This window comes from Methylobacterium sp. WL19 (assembly GCF_008040005.1).
Classification (GTDB): domain Bacteria; phylum Pseudomonadota; class Alphaproteobacteria; order Rhizobiales; family Beijerinckiaceae; genus Methylobacterium; species Methylobacterium bullatum.
The window spans coordinates 1-26,971 of record NZ_VRVC01000069.1 but is presented as its reverse complement, the minus strand read 5'-3'; the positions used below and the strand labels follow the sequence as shown (position 1 = coordinate 26,971).

27 protein-coding genes and 1 tRNA gene are annotated in these 26,971 nt (G+C 68.3%); 14 read left to right on the top strand and 14 right to left on the bottom strand.

The window, feature by feature from the left end; genetic code table 11:
• Positions 1-97 (top strand): IS3 family transposase (locus FV220_RS26500; protein ID WP_348642059.1); only part of this gene is annotated, 97 nt, incomplete at its 5' end.
• Here the strand turns inward: FV220_RS26500 and FV220_RS14725 are convergent.
• From FV220_RS14725 to FV220_RS14715, 3 genes are all read right to left on the bottom strand, one after another.
• Positions 94-1,371, bottom strand: coding sequence for a hypothetical protein (locus FV220_RS14725; RefSeq protein ID WP_147832220.1), 1,278 nt, complete (start codon positions 1,369-1,371; stop codon positions 94-96). The two genes, FV220_RS26500 and FV220_RS14725, sit on opposite strands and share 4 nt — an antisense overlap.
• A 130-nt stretch (positions 1,372-1,501) precedes the next feature.
• Positions 1,502-3,313 (bottom strand): site-specific integrase, encoded by a 1,812-nt coding sequence (locus FV220_RS14720; protein ID WP_147832218.1) that lies wholly within the window; start codon positions 3,311-3,313, stop codon positions 1,502-1,504.
• A 37-nt stretch (positions 3,314-3,350) separates the two neighbouring features.
• Positions 3,351-3,426 (bottom strand) — tRNA-Ile (locus FV220_RS14715).
• Between the two features lie 318 nt (positions 3,427-3,744).
• Between FV220_RS14715 and FV220_RS14710 the strand changes: the two genes are divergently transcribed.
• From FV220_RS14710 to FV220_RS14685, 6 genes are all read left to right on the top strand, one after another.
• On the top strand, positions 3,745-4,161 hold the full coding sequence (locus FV220_RS14710) for a hypothetical protein (RefSeq protein WP_147832216.1): 417 nt from the start codon (positions 3,745-3,747) through the stop codon (positions 4,159-4,161).
• Positions 4,158-4,565 (top strand): hypothetical protein, encoded by a 408-nt coding sequence (locus FV220_RS14705; RefSeq protein ID WP_018043878.1) that lies wholly within the window; start codon positions 4,158-4,160, stop codon positions 4,563-4,565. Before FV220_RS14710 ends, FV220_RS14705 begins: the two co-directional genes overlap by 4 nt.
• Before the next feature lie 134 nt (positions 4,566-4,699).
• Positions 4,700-4,960: a hypothetical protein gene (locus FV220_RS14700; protein WP_147832214.1), complete on the top strand. Its 261-nt coding sequence runs from the start codon at positions 4,700-4,702 to the stop codon at positions 4,958-4,960.
• 84 nt (positions 4,961-5,044) lie between these two features.
• Positions 5,045-5,515 (top strand): DUF2934 domain-containing protein, encoded by a 471-nt coding sequence (locus FV220_RS14695; protein ID WP_147832212.1) that lies wholly within the window; start codon positions 5,045-5,047, stop codon positions 5,513-5,515.
• Between the two features lie 295 nt (positions 5,516-5,810).
• On the top strand, positions 5,811-6,119 hold the full coding sequence (locus tag FV220_RS14690; RefSeq protein ID WP_147832210.1) for a hypothetical protein: 309 nt from the start codon (positions 5,811-5,813) through the stop codon (positions 6,117-6,119).
• A gap of 131 nt (positions 6,120-6,250) precedes the next feature.
• Positions 6,251-6,487 (top strand): hypothetical protein, encoded by a 237-nt coding sequence (locus FV220_RS14685; protein WP_238254168.1) that lies wholly within the window; start codon positions 6,251-6,253, stop codon positions 6,485-6,487.
• Positions 6,488-6,577: 90 nt separating this feature from the next.
• On the opposite strand, the gene FV220_RS14680 is transcribed toward FV220_RS14685, so the two are convergent.
• From FV220_RS14680 to FV220_RS14665, 4 genes are all read right to left on the bottom strand, one after another.
• Positions 6,578-6,763: a hypothetical protein gene (locus tag FV220_RS14680; protein WP_244474456.1), complete on the bottom strand. Its 186-nt coding sequence runs from the start codon at positions 6,761-6,763 to the stop codon at positions 6,578-6,580.
• Positions 6,764-6,969: 206 nt separating this feature from the next.
• Positions 6,970-7,278, bottom strand: coding sequence for a hypothetical protein (locus tag FV220_RS14675; RefSeq protein ID WP_147832208.1), 309 nt, complete (start codon positions 7,276-7,278; stop codon positions 6,970-6,972).
• A gap of 110 nt (positions 7,279-7,388) precedes the next feature.
• The gene (locus FV220_RS14670) at positions 7,389-7,814 is read right to left on the bottom strand and encodes a hypothetical protein (RefSeq protein ID WP_244474455.1); all 426 of its coding nucleotides are present in this window, start codon (positions 7,812-7,814) and stop codon (positions 7,389-7,391) included.
• Entirely contained in the window at positions 7,811-8,311 is a 501-nt protein-coding gene (locus FV220_RS14665; protein ID WP_147832206.1) for a peptide deformylase, read from the bottom strand. Before FV220_RS14665 ends, FV220_RS14670 begins: the two co-directional genes overlap by 4 nt.
• A gap of 154 nt (positions 8,312-8,465) precedes the next feature.
• Here FV220_RS14665 and FV220_RS14660 point away from each other — a divergent pair, with 154 nt between their 5' ends.
• Together FV220_RS14660 and FV220_RS14655 are read left to right on the top strand one after the other, a co-directional pair.
• Positions 8,466-10,088 (top strand): ABC-F family ATP-binding cassette domain-containing protein, encoded by a 1,623-nt coding sequence (locus tag FV220_RS14660; protein WP_018043869.1) that lies wholly within the window; start codon positions 8,466-8,468, stop codon positions 10,086-10,088.
• Between the two features lie 90 nt (positions 10,089-10,178).
• Positions 10,179-10,553 carry a hypothetical protein gene (locus FV220_RS14655; RefSeq protein ID WP_147832204.1) on the top strand — a complete coding sequence of 125 codons (375 nt, stop codon included), beginning with the start codon at positions 10,179-10,181 and terminating at the stop codon, positions 10,551-10,553.
• A gap of 99 nt (positions 10,554-10,652) precedes the next feature.
• Here FV220_RS14655 and FV220_RS14650 read toward each other — a convergent pair whose 3' ends face one another.
• From FV220_RS14650 to FV220_RS14630, 5 genes are all read right to left on the bottom strand, one after another.
• Positions 10,653-12,329, bottom strand: coding sequence for a methyl-accepting chemotaxis protein (locus FV220_RS14650; protein ID WP_147832202.1), 1,677 nt, complete (start codon positions 12,327-12,329; stop codon positions 10,653-10,655).
• A gap of 385 nt (positions 12,330-12,714) precedes the next feature.
• A complete protein-coding gene (locus tag FV220_RS14645; protein WP_147832200.1) occupies positions 12,715-13,722 on the bottom strand; it encodes an inorganic phosphate transporter in 1,008 nt (335 codons plus the stop codon).
• A gap of 5 nt (positions 13,723-13,727) precedes the next feature.
• Positions 13,728-14,384: a DUF47 domain-containing protein gene (locus FV220_RS14640; protein ID WP_147832198.1), complete on the bottom strand. Its 657-nt coding sequence runs from the start codon at positions 14,382-14,384 to the stop codon at positions 13,728-13,730.
• 146 nt (positions 14,385-14,530) lie between these two features.
• The gene (locus FV220_RS14635) at positions 14,531-19,003 is read right to left on the bottom strand and encodes a translocation/assembly module TamB domain-containing protein (RefSeq protein WP_348642091.1); all 4,473 of its coding nucleotides are present in this window, start codon (positions 19,001-19,003) and stop codon (positions 14,531-14,533) included.
• A complete protein-coding gene (locus FV220_RS14630; RefSeq protein ID WP_147832225.1) occupies positions 19,003-20,940 on the bottom strand; it encodes an autotransporter assembly complex family protein in 1,938 nt (645 codons plus the stop codon). The genes FV220_RS14635 and FV220_RS14630 overlap by 1 nt, the downstream gene beginning before the upstream one ends.
• A 647-nt stretch (positions 20,941-21,587) precedes the next feature.
• On the opposite strand from FV220_RS14630, the gene FV220_RS14625 reads away from it, so the two are divergent.
• Together FV220_RS14625 and FV220_RS14620 are read left to right on the top strand one after the other, a co-directional pair.
• Positions 21,588-21,797, top strand: coding sequence for a cold-shock protein (locus FV220_RS14625; RefSeq protein ID WP_018043862.1), 210 nt, complete (start codon positions 21,588-21,590; stop codon positions 21,795-21,797).
• Between the two features lie 214 nt (positions 21,798-22,011).
• Positions 22,012-22,386 carry a DUF6481 family protein gene (locus FV220_RS14620; protein WP_018043861.1) on the top strand — a complete coding sequence of 125 codons (375 nt, stop codon included), beginning with the start codon at positions 22,012-22,014 and terminating at the stop codon, positions 22,384-22,386.
• Between the two features lie 157 nt (positions 22,387-22,543).
• On the opposite strand, the gene FV220_RS14615 is transcribed toward FV220_RS14620, so the two are convergent.
• Together FV220_RS14615 and FV220_RS14610 are read right to left on the bottom strand one after the other, a co-directional pair.
• A complete protein-coding gene (locus FV220_RS14615; RefSeq protein ID WP_018043860.1) occupies positions 22,544-22,783 on the bottom strand; it encodes a hypothetical protein in 240 nt (79 codons plus the stop codon).
• A 154-nt stretch (positions 22,784-22,937) separates the two neighbouring features.
• The gene (locus FV220_RS14610) at positions 22,938-25,058 is read right to left on the bottom strand and encodes a TonB-dependent receptor (RefSeq protein WP_147832223.1); all 2,121 of its coding nucleotides are present in this window, start codon (positions 25,056-25,058) and stop codon (positions 22,938-22,940) included.
• Positions 25,059-25,234: 176 nt separating this feature from the next.
• Between FV220_RS14610 and FV220_RS14605 the strand changes: the two genes are divergently transcribed.
• From FV220_RS14605 to FV220_RS14595, 3 genes are all read left to right on the top strand, one after another.
• The gene (locus tag FV220_RS14605; protein WP_244474454.1) at positions 25,235-26,062 is read left to right on the top strand and encodes a DUF3750 domain-containing protein; all 828 of its coding nucleotides are present in this window, start codon (positions 25,235-25,237) and stop codon (positions 26,060-26,062) included.
• Positions 26,059-26,571 carry a GNAT family N-acetyltransferase gene (locus tag FV220_RS14600; RefSeq protein WP_056141992.1) on the top strand — a complete coding sequence of 171 codons (513 nt, stop codon included), beginning with the start codon at positions 26,059-26,061 and terminating at the stop codon, positions 26,569-26,571. The genes FV220_RS14605 and FV220_RS14600 overlap by 4 nt, the downstream gene beginning before the upstream one ends.
• An 80-nt stretch (positions 26,572-26,651) precedes the next feature.
• Positions 26,652-26,894 carry a ferredoxin gene (locus FV220_RS14595; protein WP_147832194.1) on the top strand — a complete coding sequence of 81 codons (243 nt, stop codon included), beginning with the start codon at positions 26,652-26,654 and terminating at the stop codon, positions 26,892-26,894.
• Positions 26,895-26,971 lie beyond the last annotated feature (77 nt).

Below are 26,971 nucleotides of genomic sequence, written 5' to 3'. Positions count from 1 at the left end.
CGACTACATCGAACGCTTCTACAATCCGGCCCGCCGACACTCGACCCTCGGCTACGTCAGCCCAATCGAGTTCGAAAAACAGGCCCAATTAGCTTAGGATCGTGTCCACGGAACCAGCAGCAGGCCAGTGCTCGCCATGGAAGTGCGGTTTCGGTTCGAGACCGCGAGCAAGGCGTCGTAGCTGTCCGTAAGGTTCTGAGTGCCGTCGGTGACCAGTTTGAGCTGGCTGATGACCTTCGTGTATTCGTCGGCGAGACCAAGCACGCGCCGCGCGCCGAAGGCCGTCGCCGATAGGATCGCGAAGGCGGCCAAGGCCGAGCGCACCTGTCCAATGCGGGACTGTGTCTCTCCGAGCGCGCGGTTGAAATCGAGCTGACTGCGGGTGCTTCCGGCCGAACCGTTGCTGGTTCCGCTACCACCTCCAGCCGGGCGCGGGGCCGGGGTTGGCGCAGGTATGGGACCGGGGGCCGGGATCGGGACAGGTGGAACGGGTCCGTTGCCGCCCAAACCGGCCATGCGCTGTGCGAGCGCGATCACCTTCCGATAGTCGCCCTGGAGCTGGACAAGCGAGGCGCTGAGGCTGGCGAGCTGCGCCCGGTAGGCTCCGAGCCCGGCGGTGGATGCCAGGGCCGTGTCCAGTCGGGCCACCTCCTTTCGCAGGGAAGCGAATACAGAGGCATTGGCAGTTAGGGTGGCAAGGGTAGCCGCCAGATTTTTGATGCCGCTGGCGGTGCCTCCAAGGCCATTTGCGGCCCTACTCGACTCACGGAGCTTCGTGGCGGTGTTCGATGCCTCCTGCCCAACCTGCGCAAGGGCGACACGTGCGGCCTGAAGCAGGCGCGCCATACGCGCGGCGTTCTGCTGGGCAGCGGCGGTGAAGGTATCGTTCGGGGACGTAGGGGCCGGCGAGGGGGAAGACGCTGGCGGGAGGATCGTCGGAGCAACCGGGCTCACGGGCGGAGGAGTCGTTGGCGGAGACGCGCCGCCACCGGCCCCGGTCGCCGGAAGGCGCGGAGGCGTGGTGCTGGCATATGCGGCAGCGGCGGCCGACGCGGCAGCGAACTGCGTTGGCAGAGCGGCAAGAGTGCCTTGGAGCGCCATGAGGCGCTGACGATACACCGTGACGCCTTGAGCGCTGCGCATCGTGGTATCGGCGCCCTGCACAGCCGTGGCGAGCTGCCCGGCGTTACGGGCCGCGCCGGACATGGCGGAGCCCATCTTGTTCGCCTGCGCCTGGGCATCCGCCATCTGCCGGGCAACCTGCCGGAGGGTGGTGCCCTGTGCCTGCAAGTCCGAACTGAGCTGCCGTATCGCAGCGCGCGCCTCGTTGCGCATGCGGATGGTGTAGAGAATTTCGCGACCTGTGGGCATAACAGTGCCTCCCGTTGAGTTTGCTCAACTGAGACGGCTCACGAGCACAATGTCAATAATTCCTGCTATGCGCCGTAAGTATTGATGCAGAAATTTACCATATAATATGCATAGCTCAGCCAGTGGCTACTCAGACCCTTAAGTGTTCGAGAGAAAGTCCTGGAAATTTGACGCTTGCAATGTCTTCAGCGAGCATTTTCGTCGGAAACCCACGGCCGTAGCCGGCGTCAACTCCAGTGTCGGCCCAACCGCCCAAGGCCCGCCGACGATCCTCTGGGACGCCAGCCTCGCGAAGTCGGTCGGCCCAGCCGTGTCGGAAGGAGTGGAATGTGGTCGAGGCCTTCGCTGCGCCGCAGCTCTTCAAAAAACGAGCGAACCACTTCTGAAACGCGTCGGAGAAGTAGCCACGGCTATCCGCGCTCAACTCTGGGAACAGCCTACCTTGGGACGCCTTTCGAGCGTCCGCTACGAAGTCGAGAAAACCCATGGCGAGGATTTCCGGGTGTAGCGGGACGATGCGGGTTCCCGCCTTGCTCTTAACCCGCTGTGTGGCTTCTGCCGCCCGTACCAGGATGACCGGAACCCCATCGCGCTCCGCAATGTCATCCGGCGCGAGCTGGCAGCACTCATTCAGCCGAAGCCCATGGAACAGGCTCAGGATTGGAACCCAAAATCGTGCACGGCGTGGGCGGAGAGAACCAACCTTGGCGTAGCCTATCTCGTCGTCAGTGCATCCGGTGTAGAGCGGCGCGTTGAAAATGGCCCACATTTGTTGAAGCGAGAACGGCTCCCGCTTCGCTTGGGGGGCTTCCTCAATCGTTAGCCCAGCGGCGGGATTCTTGCTCAACCACTCCTCCCGGACGGCCCAATTGAAGAGCGTTGCCATCTTCGTGATGTGCGAGTTCACGGTCTGTGTGTTGAGCGGAGCCAGCCCTTCACGCTTTGCAGTCTCGGCAGCCTGCGCCAGCGAGAAGGCGGGGAACCGCTTCGTCGCATTCGGTGGTAGCGCCCGGAACAGGTCACGAACCTGCTTAGCGTGGTCGCGCGAGAGCCCGGTGACGTCCATGTCCGTACCGACCAACTCTCGGAGGGCGCGGAAGACCATCCCATAGTCCGCGTTCGTTTTCCCGGTACGCGAGCCCCGACCGGGGTCGCTTTCGAAAGCGCGGATGAGATCGTCCAGCGTCCGTTTAGGCTGCGCATCAGGTCGCGGCGTGCCGTCGAAGAGTGGATCGCCTTTGCTACCTGTGCTGCCCGCGAGGGCGGCCACTTGTCGGGCGTTGAGCGCGAGCATGGCGCGCCGCACCACGCTTGCCAATCGGCGGTAGGGATCGCCGTTCCAGTCAACGTTCGGCCGGCGCACCGAACGGCGCAGCTTTCCAGGACCGTGCGGCTCCGGAGGCATGCCAGCGCGCAGTAGGATTTGATCTGTCGTCGCCCGCACCGCTTCGAGGTAATCGTCCGGCCGGGGGCTTTCGAGGATTTGGCCCTCCGCCCGCGCATCGGCCAGGACCACATCCCAATCCACAAAACGCAGCTCGTCCCTCTCTTCGGGCGAGCGTGCAACTTGTTGCACGGCTTCTTCGAACCACCGGACGGCAAGGTCTTCGATTTCGCGCGGTGCCAGCCTCTCTAGGCGGCCGGATACGAGAAGCTGCCGCGTATGAGCGATTTCTGAGCGCTGCCGCCTCACCGTCTCCCACTCTCGCTCCAGCCGCGCTTGCTCGATGCGAAACCGGGTAAGCGCGACGCGCCGATCCTTCGTCCGAAGGCTGCGAACGAGATGTGACCGCCCGACGTCACGGGCGATATCCACCGGCACCCGCATGCGGAGATAGAACGTGCCTTCGCGGGTCGTGAGATTGGGGTGGTGGGCCACAGGTTCACTGCTCAATGTGTCACAGTCGTGTGTCACAGTCGCGTCTGAGAAGCTGTTTTCCATCAGTATCTTGTGCCACCACAGGTACTTAGAAGGCAAGTGGTGGGCCCGGCAGGACTCGAACCTGCAACCAGACCGTTATGAGCGGTCGGCTCTAACCATTGAGCTACAGGCCCTGCGCCTCTTCCCGTAGAAGGAAAGAGGGGCCTTCGTCCAGCGGCTGCGCGTTCGAACCTTACGCATTGTCGCCGATTTCCCCGATCCGGTCTTGTGCAGGCGAGGCGTCCGGAACCCGTTCCGGGCCGCCCGGCGTAGGACGGGCAAGACGCTCCCCCTCGCAAGACGCTCCCACTCGATGGAGAGGCACAGCGGTGCCGGGTCAGACCGGGGGAGCCCAAAGGGCGAGGTCGTCTTCGCGTTAAGCTCATGTTAACCCTGTGCCGACGATCGTTCCGGCGTTGGACAAGGGGTCTGTCGACCCGATTGAGGAGCCGATGGGCCGCACGATCCTCGCTTGCCGGCTCGCCGCATCCTCTTTCGCCTGGGCTCTTGCGGGATCGCCGGTTCTGGCTCAGGAACCGCTCCTCCTGAGAATCAGGCCTCCGGACGCCGCTCCGGCCGAGATCGGCGCGGGCAGCGGAATGCCGTCGGCGGAGGAGGTGGCACGGGCCCGGGCCGCGCGCGAAGCGGTGTGGGAGCGGGCGGATCGCCGCGCCCGCATCGCGATCGCCTCCGTCTGCAGCGGCTGTCTGCAGCCGGAGCGTCCGGCGGCGCGGCTCACTTCTCAACCGCGCCCGGAGGATGCCATCGTCCGGGCGCAGACGACACCGCCCGAGCCGCCCGCCACCGGCGACACGGCCCCGGCCGATATCCTCGCCCAGAGCTCAACCAGCCAGACAGGTACTCCATGACCCAGTCGCATCCCACCAGCGGCGCCGAGCCGGATCCGGCCTGCCCGGTCTCCCTCGATCTCCTCGGGGCGGTCTATCGCGCCGAGCCCGAGGATCTGCCCGAGATCCTCGCCGAGATCCCTCCCACCACCCGCGCCAAGCTCGCGGTCTACCTCTACGGCAAGAGCCACATGCATCAGCTCGGCCTCTCGGTGGCCCGTGCCTGCGAGCGGGACGATCTCGTCCGGGTCGCAGGCGAGATCGGCTCGGTGGTCCACGGCCAGGCGCAGATGAAATCCGCGCGGCCCGCCGCCCCGAATCCCGCCGCCCCCCCGCCGCCGCGCAAGATCAGCCTCGGCGGCGGTTCGGCTCCGAAGAAGATCAGCCTCGGCGGATCGTCGGCGAAGTCGCGCTCCTTCGACTGAGCGCCCGCGACCGAGCACCCGTTCGCGAGATCGTGAGGCGGCAGCGGCCTTTCGGCCGAGGTCGCCCTTACCGCGAGGACGGGCCGCATGGCATAAGCGCGGCCGGCGCGCCCGGCGGCGCAGAGAGGACTGACATGTTCGGTGCGTGGTGGAAGCTCGGCATGGATGCGACCCTGCTCGCGATGGAATCGCAGCAGGTGATCGGCCTTCGCCTCGCAAAGCTGTCCCTCGGCGGACCGGCCGCGCAGATCGAGGCGCAACGCATGGTGAGCGAGAAGATCATGGCGGCCGGCGAAGCGGCCTTGCTCATGGCGACCGGAGGCTCGACCCAGAGCATGGTCACCGGATACCGCCGGAAGGTCCGCGCCAATGCGAGGCGGCTCTCGCAGGGCTGACACGGCCTCGCTGCAGCGCGGCATTAACCGGAGATTAACCAACCTCCGCTTCCATCGGGGCGACCACCCACGAGGAGAGCGCGGATGATCCCTTTCGAACAGCAGGTGCGCGAGCGCGCCTATTCCATCTGGGAAGGCGAGGGCCGGGTGTTCGGCCGCGCCGATGAGCATTGGCTGATGGCCGAGGCCGAGCTGCGTGCGGTGAGCCTCACGGCGCCGGTCTACGTTCAGCCCGTGACCGCCGATCTCAGCCTGGCACCGAGCCCGGCCAAGACCCTGAAGCCCCGCGCCTCGCGCAGTGCAGGCACCGCCGCCAAGGCCGTTGCCGAAAAGGCCGTCGCCCAGCCGTCCGAGACCGCGCCGCGCCGGACTAGGACGGCCAGCGCCAAATCCGCATCGGCCAAGCCTGCCTCCGCGAAGTCTGCTTCCACCAAGGCGCCTGCCGCTTCCAAGGCGACCAAGGCAGCGTCGAGCACCACCACGGCCGCCAAGCCGCTCAGGGTCGCCAAGCCGCGCGCTGCCGCCCCGATGGAATCCGCCGCGACCGTCCACTGACACCGAGCGGCACCGTTCAAGCCCGTCGCCCCTCGCAGGGCGTCGGGCTTCTTGTTGCGCCACGGGGTTCAGGGGCCGCGGCCGAACCGGTCCCCGAGAGCACCCGCCAACGAGGACGCCAGGCGAGGCGGTGGTGGCGATCGTGACCGATCACGTGGAGCGCGGAATCCGGGCCGGAGAGATGCCGAGAGGGGAGGGAGAGGCAGCCCGCGAGGAACGGCGCGACAACCTTTGCCGTTATACGGTCATCGCATCGACGCGAGCCGATTCCCGGCCCACCCTTTCGAGGCCCGCCATGAAGACCGCCCTCTCCGCCTTGTTCGCCGTGTCGATGATGGCCGTGCCCCTGGTCGCCGCCTCTTCGGCTGCCGAGGCTGGGGCCGGCCCCTATCGGGAGCGGCCGGTGCTGCGGGAGGTCGATTCCACCGGCGGCATCGGCGTGGGCGGTCGCGCGCCCTGGAACCAGGCCTGGGAATACGATTCGGGCAGTGACAACGACCGCCGGCCGGAACTGCCCTATTACCAGCAGGGGCGCGGGCAGCAAACCGGTGGTCCGGCGCGCAACCTGCTCCCCGATGACGGGCTCCATATCGTCCCGCGCTGAGCGTCCTGTCTGGAACCGCTCTGCAAGCCACACATGACACAAATGCGTCAGAACCGGTCGTCGGCTATGAATAGTCGACGAAAGGGACTGGCGGAGGCGGACGTCTTCGCGTAGCCAACCGCCCGGGGAAAATGACCCCGAGCGACGGAACGCAGACCATGGCGCAGCAGGCCCAGTCGAGCTTCGATTCTCAGCGTCCTTACGAGCGGATGGCGCTCCAGGACCAGGTCGAGGCCGCAGTCGAGGACGGCACGACCCCGATCAGCCGGCTGCTCCGGCTGATGTTCGCGGTGGATGCGGACGCCACGGCCAACGAAAACCTGCGCCTGCGTCTGCGGGCACGCATCGGCGCTCCGCGCAGCGTCTGATCCCCAGCTCGGTGCCTCTTACAAAACTCCCGCTCCGCCTTCATGGCCGGAGCGATGACCGACCGTGATCGGGAGTTTCGTGAGGCACTTTTAGCGCCGCCGACGAGCGGTGCGGGGCTGCGAGCGCGCCATACAGGCCGAGTAGATCTGACGGCCGATGGCGTAGAGCCCGATCCCACCCGGGTCGGGCGTGACGAACACCTTCGCGCGCGCCTCGTTGCGACAGGCGGCGTCCTGAGGGCTCTTGATCGGGGCCTCGGCATGGGTCGGGGACACGATTCCCAACAATCCCACAACGGCGATTCCCACGATCCAGCCTCGCCGGCGCGCCACCGCATTCCTACCGCACGATCCGGCCGTTCCGCCCATCATTTCCGCCCCCGTCGTTACGGCCAAGTTAGGGCGGATCGACGGAAAGCGCATCGGTATTATCCACCGAAGATCCGGTTTCGGCAGGAATCGACTTCGGCAGGAATCGACGCCTACGGCATGATCCAGAGGCAGGAGGTCTCCCCGGTCACCGCGAGGCATTCGAACGGGGCTCCGCCGATCATGGCGCGGTGCTCGGGAGCGCCGACGCGATCACGGGCTATTCGGCGGCATCCGGGATGACCGAAGAGATCGGCCGATGCCGCGGCAGGATCGGATGGCGTCCGTCCCATCAGGACACGCAGTTGAACCAACGTATCGCAGGCGACGACGTCGCGCGGCGAGGCATCGCCGGCCGAGGCCGCCTTCGTCGCAGCCATGACGAGCAGGATGACGAATCCCCAGCGCTTCTGCGGCATCATGGCGTGACCTCCTCCAGCGTTGCTTTAGCGGCGGGAATATAGGGCGCCCGGGGCATCGGCGGCCGCGACCGATGAGCCGTCCGCCACCTGTGGCGGTTCAGGATCGGCCGTCAGCGCTTGGCTTTGGCGGGAGGCGCCTTCTTGGCCGCGCGCGCGGGATCGACCGGGACGACCGTTCCCGCGATGGTCCAGGAACAGATGCTGGTCCCGGTGACGCCGACGCAATCGTACTCGTTGCCGTTGAGCGCCGCGTGGTCGGTGATGGCATTCACCGTATCGCGGCCGAGGAGGTTGCAGCTCAGGTGATCGGCCTTGGGATCGGCCAGGGTCGCCGCCGCGATCTTCGCGTCGCCCCCCGATTGCCGAAGGAGAAGACGCAGATTGGCGAGCGACGGACAGCCGATCGCGGGCGCCGAGGCCGATGCGGAAACCGGGGGAGCGGGGGGCTTGGCCGGCTGCGCTTCGGCGCGCGGGCATCCTGCCGCGACGGCGAGGATCACGGCTGCCGGCAGGTGGCGACGATACCCGTTTCTCATGCCGCCCGCTTCGCTTTGGCATAGCGCTTCACGGCCCGCTCCCGCCGAAGCCGCGACAGGCGCTCGATCCAGAAGATGCCGTCGAGCTGGTCGATCTCGTGCTGGAGGCAGGCCGCCTCGAACCCCTCCGCCTCGATCTCGTGCCCGGTCCCGTCGAGGTCGTCGTAGCGCAGCCGCACCGTCACCGCCCGCTCCACGACGTCCGTGACGCCGGGCATGGAGACGCTGCCCTCTGTCTGGGGAGCGGTCTCGTCCGACGCGAAGGTGATCTGCGGATTGACGTAGATCGAAGCCGGCGTGCCCGGCTCCAGGCGCAGGGCCACCACCCGGGCGAGCCAGCCCACATGCGGCCCGGCGAGACCGATGGCGGAGACGCGGGAGAGGGCCTCCACCAGCTCCCCAGCATCCCGCCGCAGGGCGTCGTCGAACACGGTGACCGGCTCGGCGGCCAAGCGCAGCCTTGGATCGGGATAGAGGATCAGCGACTGGACCGGCACGGGGCAGGGCACCTCACGGAATGGGCTGGGGCGTGGATACGCGATCGACCGGGCGGTGTCCAAACGCGACGCATGGTGGCGGGAGCGCCCGCCTTCCGCTTCCGCGCTCCATGCCGTAAGGCCGCGGGACACATCTCAGGACACCGATGCGCGCATGATCCGCCTCGAGAAAATCGGCAAGCAGAACGGACGGCAGATCGTCTTCATCGAGGCGTCGGCCGCGCTCCAGAAGGGCGAGAAGGTCGGCCTCGTGGGGCCGAACGGCGCCGGCAAGACCACCCTGTTCCGGATGATCACCGGCGAGGAGGAGCCCGACGAGGGCCAGGTCGCCACCGACCGGGGCATCACCATCGGCTATTTCAGCCAGGATGTCGGCGAGATGGCCGGCTGCTCCGTCGTCTCCGCCGTGATGGACGGGGCCGGCCCGGTGAGCGTGGTCGCCACAGAACTGAAGCAGATCGAGGCCGGCCTCGCCGATCCGGACCGGATGGACGAGATGGATGCCCTCGTCGAGCGCTACGGCGAGGTCCAGGCCCGGTTCGAGGAGCTCGACGGCTACGCCCTCGAGGGCCGGGCCTACGAGGTTCTGGCGGGCCTGAGCTTTTCCCAGGAGATGATGGACGGCGACGTCGGCAAGCTCTCGGGCGGCTGGAAGATGCGTGTGGCTTTGGCCCGCATCCTCCTGATGAACCCGGACGTGATGCTCCTCGACGAGCCCTCCAACCATCTCGATCTCGAAAGCCTGATCTGGCTGGAAGCCTTCCTCAAGAACTACGAGGGCGCCCTGCTGATGACCTCGCACGACCGCGAGTTCATGAACCGCATCGTCTCCAAGGTCATCGAGATCGACGGCGGCACCCTCACCACCTATTCGGGGGATTACGTCTTCTACGAGCAGCAGCGGGCGCTCAACGAGACGCACCAGCAGGCGCAGTTCGAGCGCCAGCAGGCGATGCTCGCCAAGGAGATCAAGTTCATCGAGCGGTTCAAGGCGCGGGCCTCCCACGCCGCGCAGGTGCAGAGCCGGGTGAAGAAGCTCGACAAGATCGAGCGGGTGGAGCCCCCCAAGCGCCGGCAATCGGTGGCGTTCGAGTTTCAGCCGGCGCCGCGCTCCGGCGACGACGTCGTCATCATCAAGAACGTGCACAAGCGCTACGGCAGCCGCACCATCTACGAGGGGCTCGACTTCTCCATCCGCCGCCGGGAGCGCTGGTGCGTGATGGGCATCAACGGCGCCGGCAAGTCGACCCTGCTCAAGCTCGTGACCGGCTCGACCCCGCCCGACGACGGCAGCATCGCGGTGGGGGGAAGCGTCAAGCTCGGCTACTTCGCCCAGCACGCCATGGACCTCCTCGACGGCGAGCTCACCGTATTCCAGGACCTGGAGCGCTCGTTCCCGCAGGCGGGGCAGGGGAGCTTGCGGGCGCTGGCCGGCTGCTTCGGCTTCTCGGGCGACGACGTGGAGAAACGCTGCCGCGTGCTCTCGGGCGGCGAGAAGGCCCGGCTGGTCATGGCCAAGATGCTGTTCGACCCACCGAACTTCCTCGTCCTCGACGAGCCGACCAACCACCTCGACATGGGCACCAAGGAGATGCTCATCACCGCGCTCGCGAACTACGAGGGCACGATGCTGTTCGTGAGCCACGACCGGCACTTCCTCGCCGCCCTGTCGAACCGCGTCCTCGAACTCACCGCCGACGGCATCCATCAATATGGCGGCGGCTACACCGAATACGTCGCGCGCACCGGCCAGGAGGCACCGGGGCTGAGGAGCTGAGCGGCTGGTTTCCCCCTCTCCCCGCGGGCGGGGCGAGGGGATGCACGGCAATGAAAGCGCCTCGAACCCGATCACCCCAGGAGACCGACCATGGATGCCAAGCTTGCCGACATCGTCAGGGCGGCGGCCACGCAGGCTCGGCGCAAGGCCCGCGCGTTCGACGCATCGTCGTCGAAGGACGCACTGCCCTGGGCGGTGATCGAGGCCTTCGATGCCGATGTGCGCGGACATGTGGAACGCGACCGCCGCATCGAAGAGGAGCGTGACCGGGTCCTCATCGCCGCGGTCAATCTCGCCGAGACGCCGCCCGAGGACGGCGAGGAGACGGTCGGGGCCGTGCGGGATGCCCTCATCGATGCGATCGACTACCTCGAACAGGCCGTCCTGCGCTTCGGAAGCGTCAACCGCCAGGGAGCCCGCCTCGGCTACGGCGAGACGGGACAGAGAGTGGCCGACGGACGGTGAGGGTTTCGCCCTCCGGGGGTGAACCCGGTCGGTCGACATGAGAACGGGCCGGGCTCCCGCGAGCCCGACCCGTTTGCAGGTCCGCGCGGTGGAGTCGGGTCAGGCGGCCCGCACCGTGGCGAGGAAGCGGTGCACTTCTCCGGTGAGATGTTCGGATTGCTGGGACAGTTCGCCAGCGGCGCCGAGCACCTGGCTCGCGGCGGCTCCGGTCTCTTCGGCAGCACTGGCCACGCCGGCGATGTTGCTCGTCACCTCGTTGGTACCGGCCGAGGCCTGCGAGACGTTGCGCACGATCTCCTGGGTCGCCGCGCTCTGCTGCTCGACCGCCGCCGCGATGGCAGTCGCCACGGCATTGATGTCGCGGATCCGCGTCGTGATCGAACCGATGGCCGAGACCGCTTGGCCGGTGGCGCCCTGGATGTAGCCGATCTGCTGGGAGATCTCCTCCGTGGCGCGGGCCGTCTGGTTGGCCAGTTCCTTCACCTCGGCGGCGACCACCGCGAAGCCCCGGCCCGCCTCGCCGGCGCGGGCGGCCTCGATGGTGGCGTTGAGGGCCAGCAGGTTGGTCTGGCTGGCGATGGTCGAGATCAGGCTCACCACGTCACCGATCCGGCTGACGGCGCCGCTGAGTTCCTGCACGAGCACCGCCGTGGTGTCGGCCTCGGAGACGGCGGATTGCGCGAGAGTGGCGGAGCTCGAAACCTGCCGACCGATCTCCTGCACCGATGTGCCGAGTTCCTCGGCGGCGGCGGCCACCGTGTTGACGTTGACGGCGGCTTCCTCGGCGGCGGCGGCGACGGTGGTGGATTGCGACGCGGTCTGCGTCGCCGTCACCGTCATGGCCTGCGCCGTGGCCTGAAGCTCGGTGGCCGAAGAGGAAACCATGCCGATGATGCCGCCGACGGCCGTCTCGAAATCCTCGGCCATCTTGCGCATGCCCGCCCGGCGCTGCTCCTCGGCGGAAGCCCGAGCGAGGACCGTGTCCTCTTCGAGCTGACGCGTGCGAATCAGGTTGGTCCGGAACACTTCCACCGCCTGGGCCATCTCGCCGATCTCGTCGCGGCGGCCCATGGAGGGCACGGCGGTCGTCTCGTCACCGCCGGCGATGTGACGCATGGCCTGGGTCATGCGCTCGATCGGGCGGGCCACGCCGAGGAACGAGAAGATCATGGCCGAGACCGCCATCACGAGGCAGACCGTGAGCATGATGGCCGAGATCCGGATCGCTTCGGCCTGCTGGCTGCGCGCCGCCTCTCCGGCGGCGTTGGCGGCCGCCACATTAATCTCCACCAGACGGGTGGCCGCGTCGGCGACCGCCCGATAATTCGCGTGGTTGCCTTCGCGGAAGAAGCTCAGCGCCTGGTCCCTGTCGGTCTCGCGCATGGAACGGAGCTTCCTCCAATCGGCCTTCAGAATCTCCATCCTGGCAGTGAGATCGTCGTAGGCGGCCTTCTCATCCGCTCCGGTGATCAGGGGCTTGTAGTCTTCAACCGATTTGTTGCGCTCCAGCATCAGCTCATTCGCGAGCTTGAGATCGGCCTGTTCGACCGTACTGTTGGGAGCGGTCAGGTAGCGCAGCTGTGTCGTGCGGACACGGAGCACCAGCCGGTTGATCTTGTCGGCCTGAGTCACCGACGGCACGGCATTGTCGACCAGCACGTCGATCTTCGTGCCGATGTCTTGGAGCTTGTATAGGGCCACCAAGCCCTGCGCGGCCGAAATCGAAACGACGATGCTGAACAGACCGATCAGCATGGTCTTGACCGACAAACGCATGACTTATACCCCCCCAAACGATACGGCAATATCAACCGGATAGAGAGTCTTATTTAATATTCCATGACTACTTGCGTGCAATATAATTCGTCTTGAAAGTGATTTATATTTATCTTCCCTGAACGGTCGCGTATTCCAATACACCTAAATAAAAACTCGGATTCCCCTCGATAACTTGAATAATGACAAGCCATGCATTGTCACGCCGAACTCACGAAAACGTTACCGCGAAACTGTTTCAGTATCCATGAGCATCACGACTTGCCACCAATCCCCGTGCAGCAGCGGTAGCGTGAGGCGTGCCTGATCTCCCCCGACCACGCGCACAGAGGTCTCGCGCGGAGGTTCGCGGCGTCAGGGCTCCAGGCGCGCCGGGCGAGATCGTTCAGGCGAGCCAGCCCGTCAGGACGTAGCAGCATGCCGCGATGAGGGCCGCGGCGGGCAGGGTCAGGACCCAGGCGACGACGATGTTGCCGGCGATGCCCCAACGCACCGCCGAGGTCCGGCGGGCCGCGCCCACGCCGACGATGGCGCCGGTGATGGTGTGCGTGGTCGAGACCGGGATACCGAGCCAGGTTGCCAGGAACAGGGTGATGGCGCCCCCCGTCTCGGCGCAGAAGCCCTGCATCGGGTTGAGGCGGGTGATCTTCGAGCCCATCGTATGGACGATGCGCCAGCCGCCGAGAAGGGTCCCGAGCGCCATCGCCGACTGGCAGGCCAGGACCACCCAGAGCGGCACGTGGAAGCTGCTCCCCAGATGCCCCTGCGAGTAGAGCAGCACCGCGACGATCCCCATGGTCTTCTGGGCGTCGTTGCCGCCATGGCCGAGGGAATAGAGCGAGGCCGAGACGAATTGCAGGAGGCGAAAGCTCCGGTCGACCCCGAACGGCGTGGCGCGCCGGCAGGTCCAGGACACGATCAGCACAAGGAGGAGGGCGAGCAGAAATCCGACGAGCGGCGAGAGCACGATGGCGGCGATCGTCTTCGACAGGCCGGACCAGACCACGACGTCGAGCCCCGCCTTGGTGACGCCCGCCCCGACGAGGCCACCGACCAGGGCGTGCGAAGAACTCGACGGGATGCCGAGCACCCAGGTGGTGATGTTCCAGGCGATGGCGCCGACCAGCGCGCTCAGGATGACGCGCGGATCGACGATCCCGGCATCGACGATCCCGGTCCCCAGGGTCTTCGCCACGTGAAGGCCAAAGAACAGAAACGCGATGAAGTTGAAGAACGCCGCCCAGAGCACCGCGTATTGCGGGCGCAGCACCCGGGTCGAGACGATGGTGGCGATGGAATTGGCCGCGTCGTGCAGGCCGTTGAGGAAGTCGAAGAAGAGGGCGACGGCGATGAGGCCGGCCAGCGCCGGCAGCGCGAGGGAGGCGGCGTCCATGCCCGTCACACGTTCTCGATCACGATGCCGCTGATCTCGTTGGCGACGTCCTCGAACCGGTCGACCACATCCTCCAGGTGCCCGTAGATCTCGGCGCCGATGATGTAGGCCATGGTGTCGCCGTCGCCGCCATCCTTGCGATGGGCCCGGTAGAGAGCCTTGAGGCCACGCTCCTGCAACTCGTCCGAGCGGCCCTCGACGCGGGTGATGCGCTCGGTGAGGGTGTTGATGCGTCCCGCATGGGTGCCGATGGCGTTGAGCAGGGGGATCGTCTCGGCCGTGAGACGCGCCGCCTCGAGCACGGTATCGCCCATCTCGCGCATGAGAGGCTCGAAGGAGCGGATCTCGTAGAGGGCGATGGTCTTCACGGTCTTGTTCATCTGGTCGATGGCGTCGTCCATCGACTGGATCAGGTCCTTGATGTCGCCGCGGTCGAACGGGGTGATGAAGCTGCGCCGGACCGCGAGCAGGACCTCAGCGGTGATCGCGTCGGCCTCATGCTCACGGTCGACGATCACCTGGCAGTAGTCCGGCACGCCGTCGCCGCCCTTCAGGACGCCCTGGAGCGCCTCCGCACCCGCGACGAGGGTCTGGGAATGGCGCTCGAACAGGTCAAAGAAGCGATCCTCCCGCGGCATCAAGGCCCGAAACCAGCCCATCATTCGGCGTGCCCCTTCCCGATGTGGCGAGCACTCTCCGCTCGGCACGGCAGGCTATGTCAGCCGTCGTGCCGCCGTGGCCGTGAGAGTTCTGCCGGTCGGTAACGTCTTCGGGACCGCTCCGGTGCCGGTCATTCGCTCCGACGCCGTCAATATTCCCATTCTGCGCCCACCCCCACGGCGGTGCGGCCGTCACTGCCGGCCTCGCCCTGGATCTTGATGCGGCGGGTCACGTCGTAATCCACGGTGGCGGCGGTATCCTGCGGCTTGGCGCCCGCCTTCACGCCGACACTGAGACGGTCGCTGAGGTAGCGCGAGGCCCCCAGGGCCGGCCCGCCGCTGGCGCCGGTGGAGACGTCGAGGCTGTCGAGGCCGAGGCCCTTGCGGGCCTGTTCGAACACGTCCGGGCCGCCGGCACCGCCGGAGAGCTGCGACACCGCCTGGGCGAGCTGCAACGCCTGGAACGGCGACAGCCCCCCGGCCGCCTTCTTGAACAGCAGCCGTGACAGCACCTCGTCCTGCGGCAGGGACGGGTCGGAGGTGAGGACGAAGTCGGGCTGGTTGGCCGGGCCGGTCACGGCGACGCGGGCGGTGACCTCGGCGGCCTTGGTCTCGGCCTGGAAGTCGAGATCGGGGATCGCGAGTTCGCCGTTGAAGGCGAGGCGGCCACGGGTGAAGTCGAGGCGCTGGCCGATGATGCTGAGACGGCCGCGGCGCATGGCGAAATCACCCACCGCCACCGGGTCGCGTGAGGTACCGGTGAGGCGCAGGTCGCCGCCGAGTTCCGCGTCGATGCCGCGCCCGCGCACGAAGATGCGGTTCGGCGCATGGACGGCCACGTCCAGCGTCGCGTCGAAGGGTGGAGGCGCCTTCCTGCGCTTGCCCAGAGCCGCGACCTTCGCCTTGCGGTCGGCTTTCGCATCGACGCGCGCCCGCACGTCCGCGGGCGTATTGACCCGGCGCACGCCGGGCAGGGGCTGCACCGTGGCGGGCAGGCGATCGGGGACGGTCACGTCGACGGAGACGAGGTCGACCCGCCCCGACACTTTCGGCGTCCGCGCCAGAGGACCGCTCAAGGCGAGGTTGAGACTCGCGGTGGCGGTGACGATGGGGCTGGAGACGAGCTCGGCCCGCTCGGCGGTGATCTTGAACGTGCCGGGGAACCCGCCATTCGGGTCCAGGGCCACGCGGCCGCTGGCCTGGAGGCCGCCGCCGTTCCGGGTCTGCGCGGTGAGGCGCTCCACCACGAGGGTATCGCCGCGCCCGGTGACGCGGCCCTCGATCTGCTTGAGGGCGATGCCCTGGAGCGGATCGGTGAAGCTGCCGCCGGAGAGGGTGGCGGCACCCTCGGCACGGGGCGCGTCGAGGGTGCCCGACACGCCCCCGTCGAGGGCGATCCGGCCGGCGACCCGCTGGCCGCCGACGCTGAGCAGGCTGTTGGCCATGGCCGCGTCGAAGGTGCCGCGCAGTTTCAGGGCGATGGGTCCGCCCGCCGAGACGGGCAGGAAGCCGGCAAGCGTCAGTTCGGCCCCGCGACCGGCCGAGACCCGGCCCTCGATCCCGGCGCGGCCGTCGCTCAGGGTGCCGCTCGCCTTGGCGTCGATGGGCGGCAGGCCGGCCTTGCGCGTCTCCGGCGTCACGACCTTCGCCACCGACAGGGCATAGCGCCCTTCCGGCCGTGAGGCCGTGCCGCGGATATCGGCGTCCCCGTCGAGGGTGCCGGTGAGGGCGAGGCTCGGTGAGGCGATACGGGCAAGCGCCAGGGGCAGCGCCCGGATACCGAGCTTCAGGTCGACATTCGATCCGGCCCGTCCGGCGAGGCTGACCCGCCCGGTACCGGCGGCGATGACGAGACCGTCGATGACGGCCGAGCCCTTGTCGAGGGTGATCGTGGCGGGACCGGCCAGGGCCAGGCGGTCCTTGCCGCGTGACGCGGAAAAGCGCGACAGCTCGATCCGCGTGGCCTCGGCCGGAACCAGCCGGGCGGCACCGTCGAGATCGAACCCACGCGCCTTGGCGGTGAGGGTGATGTCGCTGGCATTGGGCGACCCCACGGCCAGGAGGCGCACGGTGTCGATAGACTCGCCGGCGGCGATGACCCGGTCGGCATTGACCCGCCCGTCCACCACGGGATGGGCGAGGAGATCGCGGCCGGTGAGATCGGCGTCGAGCTGCGCGAGGCCGATCTCGCCCGAGCGCAGGGAGGCGCCCTTCGCCTTCACCGACGCGTCCTGGCGTCCTCCCTCGCGCGAGAGGGCGACGGTCGCGTCGAGGCTTCCGGCCAGCGGCGTGAGGGCGAGCGGCGACAGGTCGTCGAGATTGGCGGCCGAGAGCGTGACGCTGCCCTGAGTCAGGAGGGTCGCCGCATCGACGGCCGCCTTGCCGGCGAGGGTGGCCGAGCCGAGATTCACCGCGAGCCGGTCGAGGGACCAATCCGCACCCGTGCGGGCGAGATGCACGTCCCCGCGCAGGGTCTTGCCGCCGATCTCGCCGCCCAGCGCCATCGTTCCGTCGAGCGCCCCGGTGAGGTCTTTGAGCGTCGCGGCCACGCGCACGTCCCGGATCGGGCGGCCGAGCGCCCGTCCGTCCGCGGCGGTGAGGGTGGCGGTGAGGTCCGGCTTCTCCAGGGTTCCGGAGAGCCGCCCGTCGAGGAGGGCGCGGCCGGCAAGGCGCGGATCGACGGCCGAGAGGGTCTTCACGTCCACCAGGAGCTTGGCGTCGGCGAGGCGTGCCGTGGCCTTGCCCTCCAGCCGGGCCACCATTTCGGCGCCGTCGAGCTTCACGCCGTCGAAACTGTAGCCGTCGAAGACCTGCGAGAGCCTGCCCGAGAAATGCGGCTCGCGGCCCAGGAGCCGGTCGAGGGCCGGCAGGCCGAGGACGAGTCCCTTTGTCGTCGCGTCCACATCGGCGGTCACTGCCTTGCGGGCGGGGTCCCCGCTCAAATTCCCCTTCACGGCGACGCTGCCGGCCAAGGTCCGGTCGGCGACATCGGAGAAGGCGGAGAGGTCGGCGAGGCCCGCCTTCAGCGTGCCGGTGAGCGTGTTCTGGCCGACGCGGCCGGCATAGGAGAGCGTGGCGGTGGGCGCGTCGAGATCGAACGCCGCCACATCGACCACGCCGTCGGGCTGGAGGGTGCCCCGGAAGGTGAAGGCACCGCGCGATCCGACCGCCCGGCGCAGGGCCGGGTCGGCGAGCTTCAACCCCTCCACATTGGCATCCGCACGGAGCGCGAAGCGGGTGGCGCTGGGATCGCCGCCCGTGGGTTCCATGGCGAGGCTGGCGGCGATCCGTTCGAGGACGTTGCCGTCCGCGCGCAGGCCCGCCGCCTTGAGGTCGCCATTCACCCGTGGCCGCGCGATCGGCCCCTTCACGGTCCCGTCGAAGACGAGGGTGTCGAGCTCGGCATTGGCCGCCTTGGTGACGCTGCCCTCGGTGGGGACGGCGCGGGCGGAGATGGTGAAGTCGGCGACCCGCTCCGGCGTGAGGCCGCCCGACGCGTCGAGGCGGGCGGTGCGGGAAGCGAGGGCGAGGCGGTCGATGCCGAACGCGCCGTTATCGGCAAAGCGCAGGGCGCCGTCGAGCTTGGTGGTGCCGGAGAAGATCGCCGCCGCCGGACCGGGCAGGAGCCCCTCGATCCGCGAGGAGAGGTCGAGGGTGAGGGAGCGGTCGGCGCCGGCGCGGGCGATGCGGGCCGTGCCCTTGGCGCCGAGATCGGGGCCGGCATCGAAATCGAGCCGGGCGTTCCAGGCATCGAGGGTGCCGCGTCCGTCGAGATCGAGGTTGATCGGCGGCTCGCCGGGGAGATTGGCGAATTTGGAGAGGAGGCCACCGGCGGCCTCCACCAGGGTGGTCTTCACCTCGAGCTTCTCGCCCTTGGGCACGAAGAGCAGGCGGGCGACGAACTGCCCGGTGGCGTCGAGGCGGCGCACGGACAGGTCGAGGTCGAGCCCTTCGGACGGGGCGCCGAGCTTGGCCTTCCCCTCGGCGGACAGGCGCGCCGGCTGACCGGCGACGGTCTCGCCAAGGACGAGTTCGGCGAGCTTGAAGGCGGTGATCTCCACCTTCACGGGCAATTCGGGCAGCAGCGAGCCATCGGGTTCCGGCGTCGCCGAGACCGGGGCGGGGAGGGGACGGCGCAGCACTTCGAGGCGGCCGATCTCCAGGCTGTCCACCTGCAGGCGACCCGAGAGGAGGGCGAGGCGGCTCCAGACCAGGCGCGCCTTGTCGAGCTTCAGCCAGGCGCCGTTGCGATCGCTGATCACCACGTCACGGATCGTGGCGTTGGAGGACAGCGCCCCGTCCACGGCACCGATGGACACCTGGGAGCCCGGCGTGGACAAAGCCTTCGACAGGAGCCCGCCGAGCACGGTCTTCTCGCCGTCGTCGGCACGGGTGTGGGTGGCGGGAACGGCGATGCAGACGGTCAGGCCGATGACGGCCACGATGACGCGCGTTCTCCCTCCCCCCTTTGCGGGGGAGGGTGGCCCGCGAAGCGGGTCGGGAAAGGGGAGCGCCGCATTCGGAGAGGTCGTCCCCTCTCCCGCCTGCTCCGCAGGCACCCTCCCCCGCAGAGGGGGGAGGGTCGATGCGCACCGACCGGAAACCCGTCCGAAAAATTCCATCAGAACGACTGCCCCAGGCTGATGTACAGGGCCACGGGACGCTCGCGGTTCCCCTTGATGCGGTCGAGGGGGAACGCCACGTCGACGCGGATCGGGCCGATGCCGGTATAGTAGCGGAGGCCGAGGCCCGCGGCGTAGCGGATGCGCTCCTCGAAATCCGGCAGGCTGCCCTCGAAGGCGGTGCCGGCGTCGAAGAACGGCACGATCCCGATCGTGTCGGTGATCTTGACCCGCGCCTCCACCGACGCTTCGAGGAGGCTGCGCCCGCCCACCGGCAGGTTGAACGGCCCGCGCGGGCCCAGCGTGCGGTAGGGGAAGCCGCGCACCGAGCCACCGCCGCCGGCGAAGAAGCGGATATTGGCCGGGATGTCCTCGAGGCTCGCGCCCGAGATCGAACCGAAGCCGATGCGGCCGGCGAGGATGTAGCGGGCCTCGTCGTCGATGGCGTAGTAGGTCGAGCCCTGCGCCTTGGCGACGAAGATTGACGGGTCCGAGCCGAGGAACCCGGCATAGGGGGTCACCGAGGCGGTGGCCCGGAACCCCTGCGTCGGGTCGAGCAGGTTGTCGGTGGAATCGTAGGCCACCGACAGCGGCACGCCGACGAGGCGGTAATCGACCTTGCCGAGCGCGTCCTGCGAGCGGCCGGCCTGACCGTCGATGCCGATCTGCGCGTAGAACGTGTCGGAGAACCGGTGCCGGATGCCGATCGTGCCGCCGGCCGCGTCCGAGACGTAGGATTGCTGGGCCTCGCGGCCCGCGAAGACATTGGCCACGAGATCGTTGCGCGTGCCCCACAGGGCCGGCTTGACGAAGGTCGCCGAGACCCGGCCGCCCAAGCCGTTCGAATCGATCCCGGCGGCCTTGCGCTGCGCAGCGTAGAGGTCGTTGCCGAGATAGTAGATGTCGGCGTCGAGCCGCAGGGTCTCGCCGCCGCCGAACAGGTTGCGGTTGGCGTAATAGGCACGGATGCCCGGGCCATCGACCGTGGAGAAGCGGGCCGCGACCCCGATCAGGTTGCGGTCGCGCTCGGTCACGTCGACGAAGATCGGCAGGTTGCCCTGCGCGTCGAGCGCCTCGCCCTCGCGCACCCGGACCGAGCCCAAGGCCTCGACCTTGGCGACGGACCGGCGGATGTCGGCCACGGCCTTGGGCGAATAGGGGTCGCCCGGCTCGCTGTAGATGAAGGAGCGCACCACCGCCGGGTCGATGCCGGTGGTGCCGCGCACGGCGACCTCGCCCAGCCCCGCTATGGGGCCGGGATCGATGGTGAAGCGCACGTCCATGACATGGGCGGCGTCATCCACCACCGGATCGCGCGAGACCGCCTTGGCGAAGGGATGGCCCAGGGCGCGGAAGCGATCGACGATCTTCGCCTCGCGGGCGAGCACGGTGGCCGAGCGGGCGGGGACGTCGTCGCCCACCCGGACGAAACGCTCGGGCAGCACCTCGGACGGGAAATCGTTGCCGCGCGGATCGGAGGCCGCCACCGTGCGGAGCTTGTAGAGCGGACCGGCATCGACGACGATCTTCACGGGCACCAAGGCCCGGTTCCGGCCGCCCTCGGCGGCCCGCGCCGCAGCCGCCACCGAGGCCTCGCCGAACAATTCGACCTCGTCGATGCGGATGGCGACCTTGCCCTGGTAGTAACCGTAGCCGGAGAGCACGTCGGACAGGCGGCGAAGGTCCGCCTCCGCCCGCCGCACGATGCCCTCGCCATCGGGCGGCGCGTCCTGGCGCAGGCGATAGAGCGTGGAGGTGTCCTGCAGGGCCTGTAGAACGTCGTCGTCCTCGAGCCCCTGGAATTTCACCGAATAGGGCAGCGTCTCGCGGCTCGGCGCCGGCGGCTCCTCCTCGGAGCCGAACAGGCCGAACAGGTCGAAGGCGACGGCCGGGGAGGAGGCGAGGGCGGCCATCGACACGCCGCCGAGGACGGCCATGGCCACGCCCGCGCAACCGTGTCTCAAACCCCTGCCTTTGGAATTCTGCATGCCCGACATCACGAAGCGCGACCCGCCCTCGTGATCCGCCACGGCGCAACCCCGACGGTTCGTCCGCCCACCTTCGATTCCGTCATCCCGCCTCCGCTTCGATGCCGGTCAACCTTCCGTGACGACCCCTCACCGGGTCGTTAAGGTCGTTCCTCGCCCCATGTCGCAGAGTGGCAAGCCTAGCCGTCGCCCCCGGCGAGGGCAACCACAGGCAGTGCCGCAGCCGGGCCCCGTCATGTCCGCGCCGCAGAACCCGTCCGTCATTCAGTCGGCTCGCTTTCGCGATGGAAATCGCAGGCCATGTCGGGAACCCGGAACGGCCGGGAGCCTTGTCTGAGAATCGCAGGCACCCTAACTTTCACCTATCGGACCTTGTCTTCAACGATCCCCTGCCGGTTCATTCCGGGTCGCACGCCCAGCAGTCGCTGCAGAACTGCCGCGGGCCGTCGCTTCGATCCCATCGCATCTCCGAGACCCTGCGCCCTGTCGGCCGCGCGTAGCGTAACCGCGGCCCGAGAGGCCCCTCCACACTTTATTCGAGACGAGGGCGCGACCCCTGCAATCGCGTTCCTCCCGACGGCGAGAAGGACATATCCATGAGCACGGGCACCGTGAAATGGTTCAACGAGACCAAGGGCTACGGCTTCATTCAACCGGATGACGGCGGCAAGGACGTGTTCGTCCATATCTCGGCCGTGGAACGCGCCGGCATGCGCAACCTCATCGAGGGGCAGAAGCTGTCCTACGAGATCGAGAACGACCGCCGCACCGGCAAGCAATCCGCCGGCAACCTCCAGGCCGCCTGAGGTCTGGACGAACGAGGGCCCTCCCGGTGAGGCCTTTGTTCAACACATGCATAAGAAGCCGCCCTGCCATGGGCGGCTTCAGTTGATTCCGGCCGAATCGTGAGTCATTGGGCTATCCGATTCGATTCCGTCCTTCGATGATTCACAGCAAGGCTCAGCGCCGCGCGCTTCCGCTCGCGGAACGGGCCGAGACGCACCACCCGAGAAAGGTCAGATGAGCGCCTTCGACTACAGGAATTTCGACGACCGCCGTAAGAACTCCGCCAGCGCCAAGCAGATGCTGCTGGAAAAATTCAAGGCCCGTCCCCCGGCGGATGACCCGGAAATGATTGCCAAGGCCCAGGCCCGCGCCGCAATCGCCCGTGCCCGGGACGAGAGGGCTCGCGAACGCGAAGCCGCCCGCATCGCCGCCGAAAAGAAGGCTGCCGAGGAGAAGCGCGCTCGCGAAGAGGCGGAGCTCGCCGCCCAGATCGCCCGCGAAGAGGAAGAGACTCGTCTCGCAGCCGAGCGCAAGGCGATCGACCTGGCCGAGAAGAAGGCCCAGCGCGATGCGCGCTATGCCGCTCGCAAGGCCAAGGCCCGTCGCTGAAGGCCTGGATAGGCCATCCCTCGTAAGGGAGGCCTCGTCGTCTCGATGACCGCCAAGGGCTCGGATGGTGGTACCGGATCTCGTATCCGGTGCTTCTATCCGGGCCCTTTCGCGTCGTCGCCGAGGCTCACGCCGAAGTCGAGCGAGAGCGCCTGTGTCAGGCCTCGTTCTCGGCTTCGCCCTCGTCCTTCTCGGACGTCGTCTCGACTTCGCCCTTGGGCTCCGTATCCGCCTCGGGGCGGGGCCCGGCCTTGAACGAACGACGCGGAGCGTTGCCGCGCTTCATCTGCGCGGGCTTCTCGATGGCGCCGAGACGCTCGGAGAGCTGCTTGGCCCGCTCGTTGAAATCGTTGGTGGTACGCGACTGAGACGCACCACTCTTGAACGCATTCGCCACTTGGGCCTCATGGAGTTGCCCAGGGCACGGGTTCGTGCGGGGTTGGCCGTGTTCTAGCACGGTTTGCCGCCGAGCGGGCAGTTAACTGTCCGACACGGCGAGCGACGGTCCGGCGCCGGACCGTTCCGGTCCCCTGACGGGACCGGGACCGGCTTCAGAACCGGGCCGTCAGGAACAGCCGGACGTTGCGGCCGGGCAGCAGGATTTCATCCTTCTTGAACGAGGCCGAGTTGCGGATGTCGTCATCCAGGAGGTTGCGACCCTGGAGCCCCACCGTCACCTCGCTGGCACCGTAGATCACCGGATCGAGAGACTGCGTATACGCCAGCTCGGCGCGCAGATCGTTCCAACCCCGCGTCAGTGTCTCGAACGGCGCGATCTCGGTATGGTCGAAGGCGTGGAGCAGGTTCACGCGGCCGAACCAGCCATTCGCCCGCAGAAAAGCACCGCCACCCAGGCGATGGGGGGGGATGCGCGGAACGTAGGAACCGTCGTCGAACTGCGCCCGCACGAAATCGTACTGCGCCTCGATCCCGGCCCAGCCGTCGCCGACGGGAAGGATGTCGAGCTGCGCGCCGATCTCGGCGCCGTAGAAGGTCGAGTTGGCCTGTGAGTAGACGATCTGGCGCAACTCGTCGCCGCTGCCGCAGGAGGCGAAATCGTCGTCGCAGCGGTTGCCGGTATCCCGGCGGTAGATGAAGCCGGTATAGCGCGTGACGTATCCGGTGGCGTCGAGGCGCAGGGGACCTTCGGCCCGGCGCAGGCTGAGCTCCACCGTGCGGGCGCGCTCCAGCTTCAGGGTCGGGTCACCGATCTCGAAGGTCGCGGTGGCATCGTGCGGCCCCTGCGAGAACAGCTCGTAGCTGGTGGGCGCGCGCTCGACATAGGAGCCGTTGACGCTCGCCACGAACCCGTAGGGCAGGTCCTGCAGCGCGCCGAAGCTGAGGCTCTTGGGGGCGAAGCGGCGCGTCAGCGCGGAGCTCGACGGATCCGTGCCATTGGGCAGGTAGTCGGCGGGGAACAGCGTGGCGGTGCTGTTGAGCCGGTCGTTCCCGATGCGGCCCGCCGCCTGGAAGCGCAGGCCGCCCCCGACCGCCAGTTCCTCGAACAGGTAGGTGGCGAGGGAACGCGATTCCGTGGCCGGCAGGAAACTCTCGAGCTGCGAATTGAGGACGCGCCGGCCGGTCTGCAGACCGACCGCGCCGGTGAGGGTGCCGAGCGCGGTGACGACCGGCACGTGTTGCGCCTCGAACCGGGCCTCGACCTCGCGGTTCTTGAAGATCGCCTGCACGCCCTCGAGGCCGTTCGCCCCCCCGGAACCCTCATGCGCGATACCGATCTCCTCATGGCGGTAGACCGACCCGCCGGCCCAGAACCGGAGAACCTCGAACGGCCCCTGAAGCGGCCGATACTCGCCACGGGCGAGCACGCGATCCTGGTTCGGGGTCAGCCGTGTTCGGGCCTCCTCTGCGTCGCCTCCGGGAATCTGGTACATCGCCTCGTAGTGGCTGAACGACACGCCGACGAAGCCGCGATCGCCGATGGCCGAGATCCCGATGGAGCCGCCCTGCGTCTCGGTGGCCGAGTTGCGCTGGATGCCGCCGGGAATGGCGTAGGAATCGGTGGCCGTCTTGAAGCCGTCGGCATGGACCGCGATGCCGTTGGCCCCGGCATCGACGCTCGCCGCGCCGAGCCTTCCGTTATCGACGCTGGAATAGCCGGTGGTGACCTGGCCGGAGACGCCCCGGGCCGGGATGAAGGTGGGAACCTGGTTGTTCTCGGACGAGACCACGCCGCCGATGGCGCCCGAGCCGTAGCGCAGGGTCGCGGGGCCGCGGATCACCTCGATCCGGTCTGCGGTGAGCGGGTTGACCGGCACCGCATGGTCCTCGCCGAGATCGGACACGCCGCCATTGACGATGCCGTTCTCCTGGATCCGCACCCGCGCGTTGTCGAGGCCGCGAATGATCGGCCGCGAAGCCGCTCCGGGCGCATAGGTCGAGGACGAGATGCCGGGGCGGTCGGAGAGGGCGTCACCGAGGGTGCGGGGCTGGTTGCGCTGAATCTCGGAGCGGGTGACCACCGTGACGGGCGAGAGGCTGTCGCCGCCGACCGGCAGCACACCGGTGGGAAAGCCCCCTGCGGCGGAAGGGCCGGGGGCGGGGAGGATCGGGCTCGCGGAGGTCACGCTCAGTTCCGAGAGCGTCGCCTCGGCCTGCTGGGCCGCGGCGGGGGCGATCATCGCGCCGGATGTGAGGCCCGCACCGGACAGCATCGTCCCGGCCAGCCAGATCCTCGATCGTCTCATCCGCATCACGCCCCGAAATCACTATGTTATAATGTTTCATTGCTGAGTGCGTTTCATGCGGCAAGGGGAGATATGGTCCGCGTCGCGGTTGAAACCCGACTGTGGCCGATGCGCATCATCGCCGAAACGGTCGGCGGCGAGCGATGATTGTGGATGCGACGAAGGCGGCGCTTGCGCGCGGCCTCGCGCGGGCAAAGATCCCCGTCGTGATCTCCCTGTCCCTCCTCGGCGCGATCTTTCGCGTGTTCGGCCTCCTCCTGCTCGGTCTGTTTCTTCTGCCGCTCGGCAGCCATGCCCTGTGGTGGATGGCGCGGGGCGGTGGTGCGGCGGACTGGGCGGTGGCCGACTGGTCGAGCGCCGGGCTGTTGCGCCCGCCCAAAGCGTCGGACCCGGCACTCGTCCGGGTCTATGCGGCGCGGGTCGGGCGCTGGCGGGGGATCTTCGCCCATCACAGCTGGATCGTGGTGAAGCCGGACGGCGCCGCCCGCTACACCCGCTACGACGTGGTCGGCTGGGGGATGCCGGTCCGCACGGACGGCTGGGCCGCGGACGGACGCTGGTTCGGCAACGATCCGCAGACCGTCCTCGCCCTCGACGGGGACGATGCGGCCCGCGCCATCCCGTCGATCCGCGCGGCGGTGGCCGATTATCCCTACCGGGCGCTCGGCACCTATCAGGCCTGGCCCGGGCCGAACTCCAATAGCTTCACCGCCCATGTGCTGGCCCGCCTTCCGGAGGCGCAGGCGATCCTGCCGCCGACGGCCATGGGGAAGGACTGGGCGCCGCCGGGCCGCATCGTCGAGCGGACGCCGAGCGGCACCGGCATTCGGCTGACCCTGGGCGGCTATGCCGGGCTCACCGTCGGCTGGGTCGAGGGCATCGAGTTGAACCTCCTCGGCCTCGTCGCGGGGCTCGACCTGCGCCGCCCCGCGATCAAACTCCCCGGCTGGGGCAGGATCGGAACGGCATGACGACACCCCTCCTCATCCGCCCGGCGGAACCCGGCTACGCCGATGCGATCTGGTCCATCCTGGAGCCGGTGATCCGGGCCGGCGAGACCTATGCGCTGCCCCGCGACGGCTCGCGCGAGGCCATGCTGGCCTACTGGTTCGCCCCGGCAAACCAGGTCTTCGTCGCCCTGGACGGGGGCAGGGTGCTCGGCACCTACATGCTGAAGGCGAACCAGCAGGGCGGCGGAGCCCATGTGGCCAATGCCGGGTTCATGACCCATGCCGATGCGGTGGGTCGCGGCATCGCCCGCGCCATGGGACGGCACGCGATCGAGGGTGCCACCCGCCAGGGCTTCCTCGCCATGCAGTTCAATTTCGTCGTCGCCAGCAACACCCGCGCGGTAGCCCTGTGGGAAAGCCTCGGCTTCTCGCGGATCGCCCGCTTGCCCGAGGCGTTCCGGCATCCGAGCCTCGGGCTGGTCGATGCCCTGGTGATGCACAGGAAGCTCGGGGCCGACGACGCGTCGTGAAGCGCCCGCGCGACCTTTGCGCTCGCGACGGAACCTCGGCACGCGGGAAACCTTGTCGGGTGATTCCCTCAGCGAGCCCCATGCCCGATCCCTCCCCGCCGCCGAACGGCTCGCCCCTGCGCGTCACCGTCGATCTCAACCGATGCGAGGCCTACGCCCAGTGCTGCTACGCGGCGCCGGAGCATTTCGTGCTGCATGGGCGCGAAGCTTTGTTCTACGACCCCGCGCCCTCCGCGTCCGACCGTCTCGCCATCGAGCGGGCGCGGGTATCCTGTCCGGTCCAGGCGATCCGCGTCGAGGACCCGGAGCGGCAAGGCCGATGACGAGCAGGAATGCCGAAGGACATGCGGTGGTGGTCGGCGCCTCCCTCGCGGGCCTGCGCGGCGCCGAGGCCCTGCGC

Coding starts and splice junctions, on each gene's coding strand:
- FV220_RS14675 (WP_147832208.1), bottom strand. CDS start 7,278: ATGATGCCGCAGAAGCGCTGGGGATTCGTCATCCTGCTCGTCATGGCT.
- FV220_RS14620 (WP_018043861.1), top strand. CDS start 22,012: ATGAGCGCCTTCGACTACAGGAATTTCGACGACCGCCGTAAGAACTCC.
- FV220_RS14600 (WP_056141992.1), top strand. CDS start 26,059: ATGACGACACCCCTCCTCATCCGCCCGGCGGAACCCGGCTACGCCGAT.
- FV220_RS14610 (WP_147832223.1), bottom strand. CDS start 25,058: ATGCTGTCCGGTGCGGGCCTCACATCCGGCGCGATGATCGCCCCCGCC.
- FV220_RS14630 (WP_147832225.1), bottom strand. CDS start 20,940: ATGGCCGTCCTCGGCGGCGTGTCGATGGCCGCCCTCGCCTCCTCCCCG.
- FV220_RS14695 (WP_147832212.1), top strand. CDS start 5,045: ATGATCCCTTTCGAACAGCAGGTGCGCGAGCGCGCCTATTCCATCTGG.
- FV220_RS14670 (WP_244474455.1), bottom strand. CDS start 7,814: ATGAGAAACGGGTATCGTCGCCACCTGCCGGCAGCCGTGATCCTCGCC.
- FV220_RS14605 (WP_244474454.1), top strand. CDS start 25,235: ATGATTGTGGATGCGACGAAGGCGGCGCTTGCGCGCGGCCTCGCGCGG.
- FV220_RS14650 (WP_147832202.1), bottom strand. CDS start 12,329: ATGCGTTTGTCGGTCAAGACCATGCTGATCGGTCTGTTCAGCATCGTC.
- FV220_RS14700 (WP_147832214.1), top strand. CDS start 4,700: ATGTTCGGTGCGTGGTGGAAGCTCGGCATGGATGCGACCCTGCTCGCG.
- FV220_RS14640 (WP_147832198.1), bottom strand. CDS start 14,384: ATGATGGGCTGGTTTCGGGCCTTGATGCCGCGGGAGGATCGCTTCTTT.
- FV220_RS14625 (WP_018043862.1), top strand. CDS start 21,588: ATGAGCACGGGCACCGTGAAATGGTTCAACGAGACCAAGGGCTACGGC.
- FV220_RS14660 (WP_018043869.1), top strand. CDS start 8,466: ATGATCCGCCTCGAGAAAATCGGCAAGCAGAACGGACGGCAGATCGTC.
- FV220_RS14690 (WP_147832210.1), top strand. CDS start 5,811: ATGAAGACCGCCCTCTCCGCCTTGTTCGCCGTGTCGATGATGGCCGTG.
- FV220_RS14710 (WP_147832216.1), top strand. CDS start 3,745: ATGGGCCGCACGATCCTCGCTTGCCGGCTCGCCGCATCCTCTTTCGCC.
- FV220_RS14720 (WP_147832218.1), bottom strand. CDS start 3,313: ATGGAAAACAGCTTCTCAGACGCGACTGTGACACACGACTGTGACACA.
- FV220_RS14705 (WP_018043878.1), top strand. CDS start 4,158: ATGACCCAGTCGCATCCCACCAGCGGCGCCGAGCCGGATCCGGCCTGC.
- FV220_RS14645 (WP_147832200.1), bottom strand. CDS start 13,722: ATGGACGCCGCCTCCCTCGCGCTGCCGGCGCTGGCCGGCCTCATCGCC.
- FV220_RS14685 (WP_238254168.1), top strand. CDS start 6,251: ATGACCCCGAGCGACGGAACGCAGACCATGGCGCAGCAGGCCCAGTCG.
- FV220_RS14635 (WP_348642091.1), bottom strand. CDS start 19,003: ATGGAATTTTTCGGACGGGTTTCCGGTCGGTGCGCATCGACCCTCCCC.
- FV220_RS14595 (WP_147832194.1), top strand. CDS start 26,652: ATGCCCGATCCCTCCCCGCCGCCGAACGGCTCGCCCCTGCGCGTCACC.
- FV220_RS14655 (WP_147832204.1), top strand. CDS start 10,179: ATGGATGCCAAGCTTGCCGACATCGTCAGGGCGGCGGCCACGCAGGCT.
- FV220_RS14725 (WP_147832220.1), bottom strand. CDS start 1,371: ATGCCCACAGGTCGCGAAATTCTCTACACCATCCGCATGCGCAACGAG.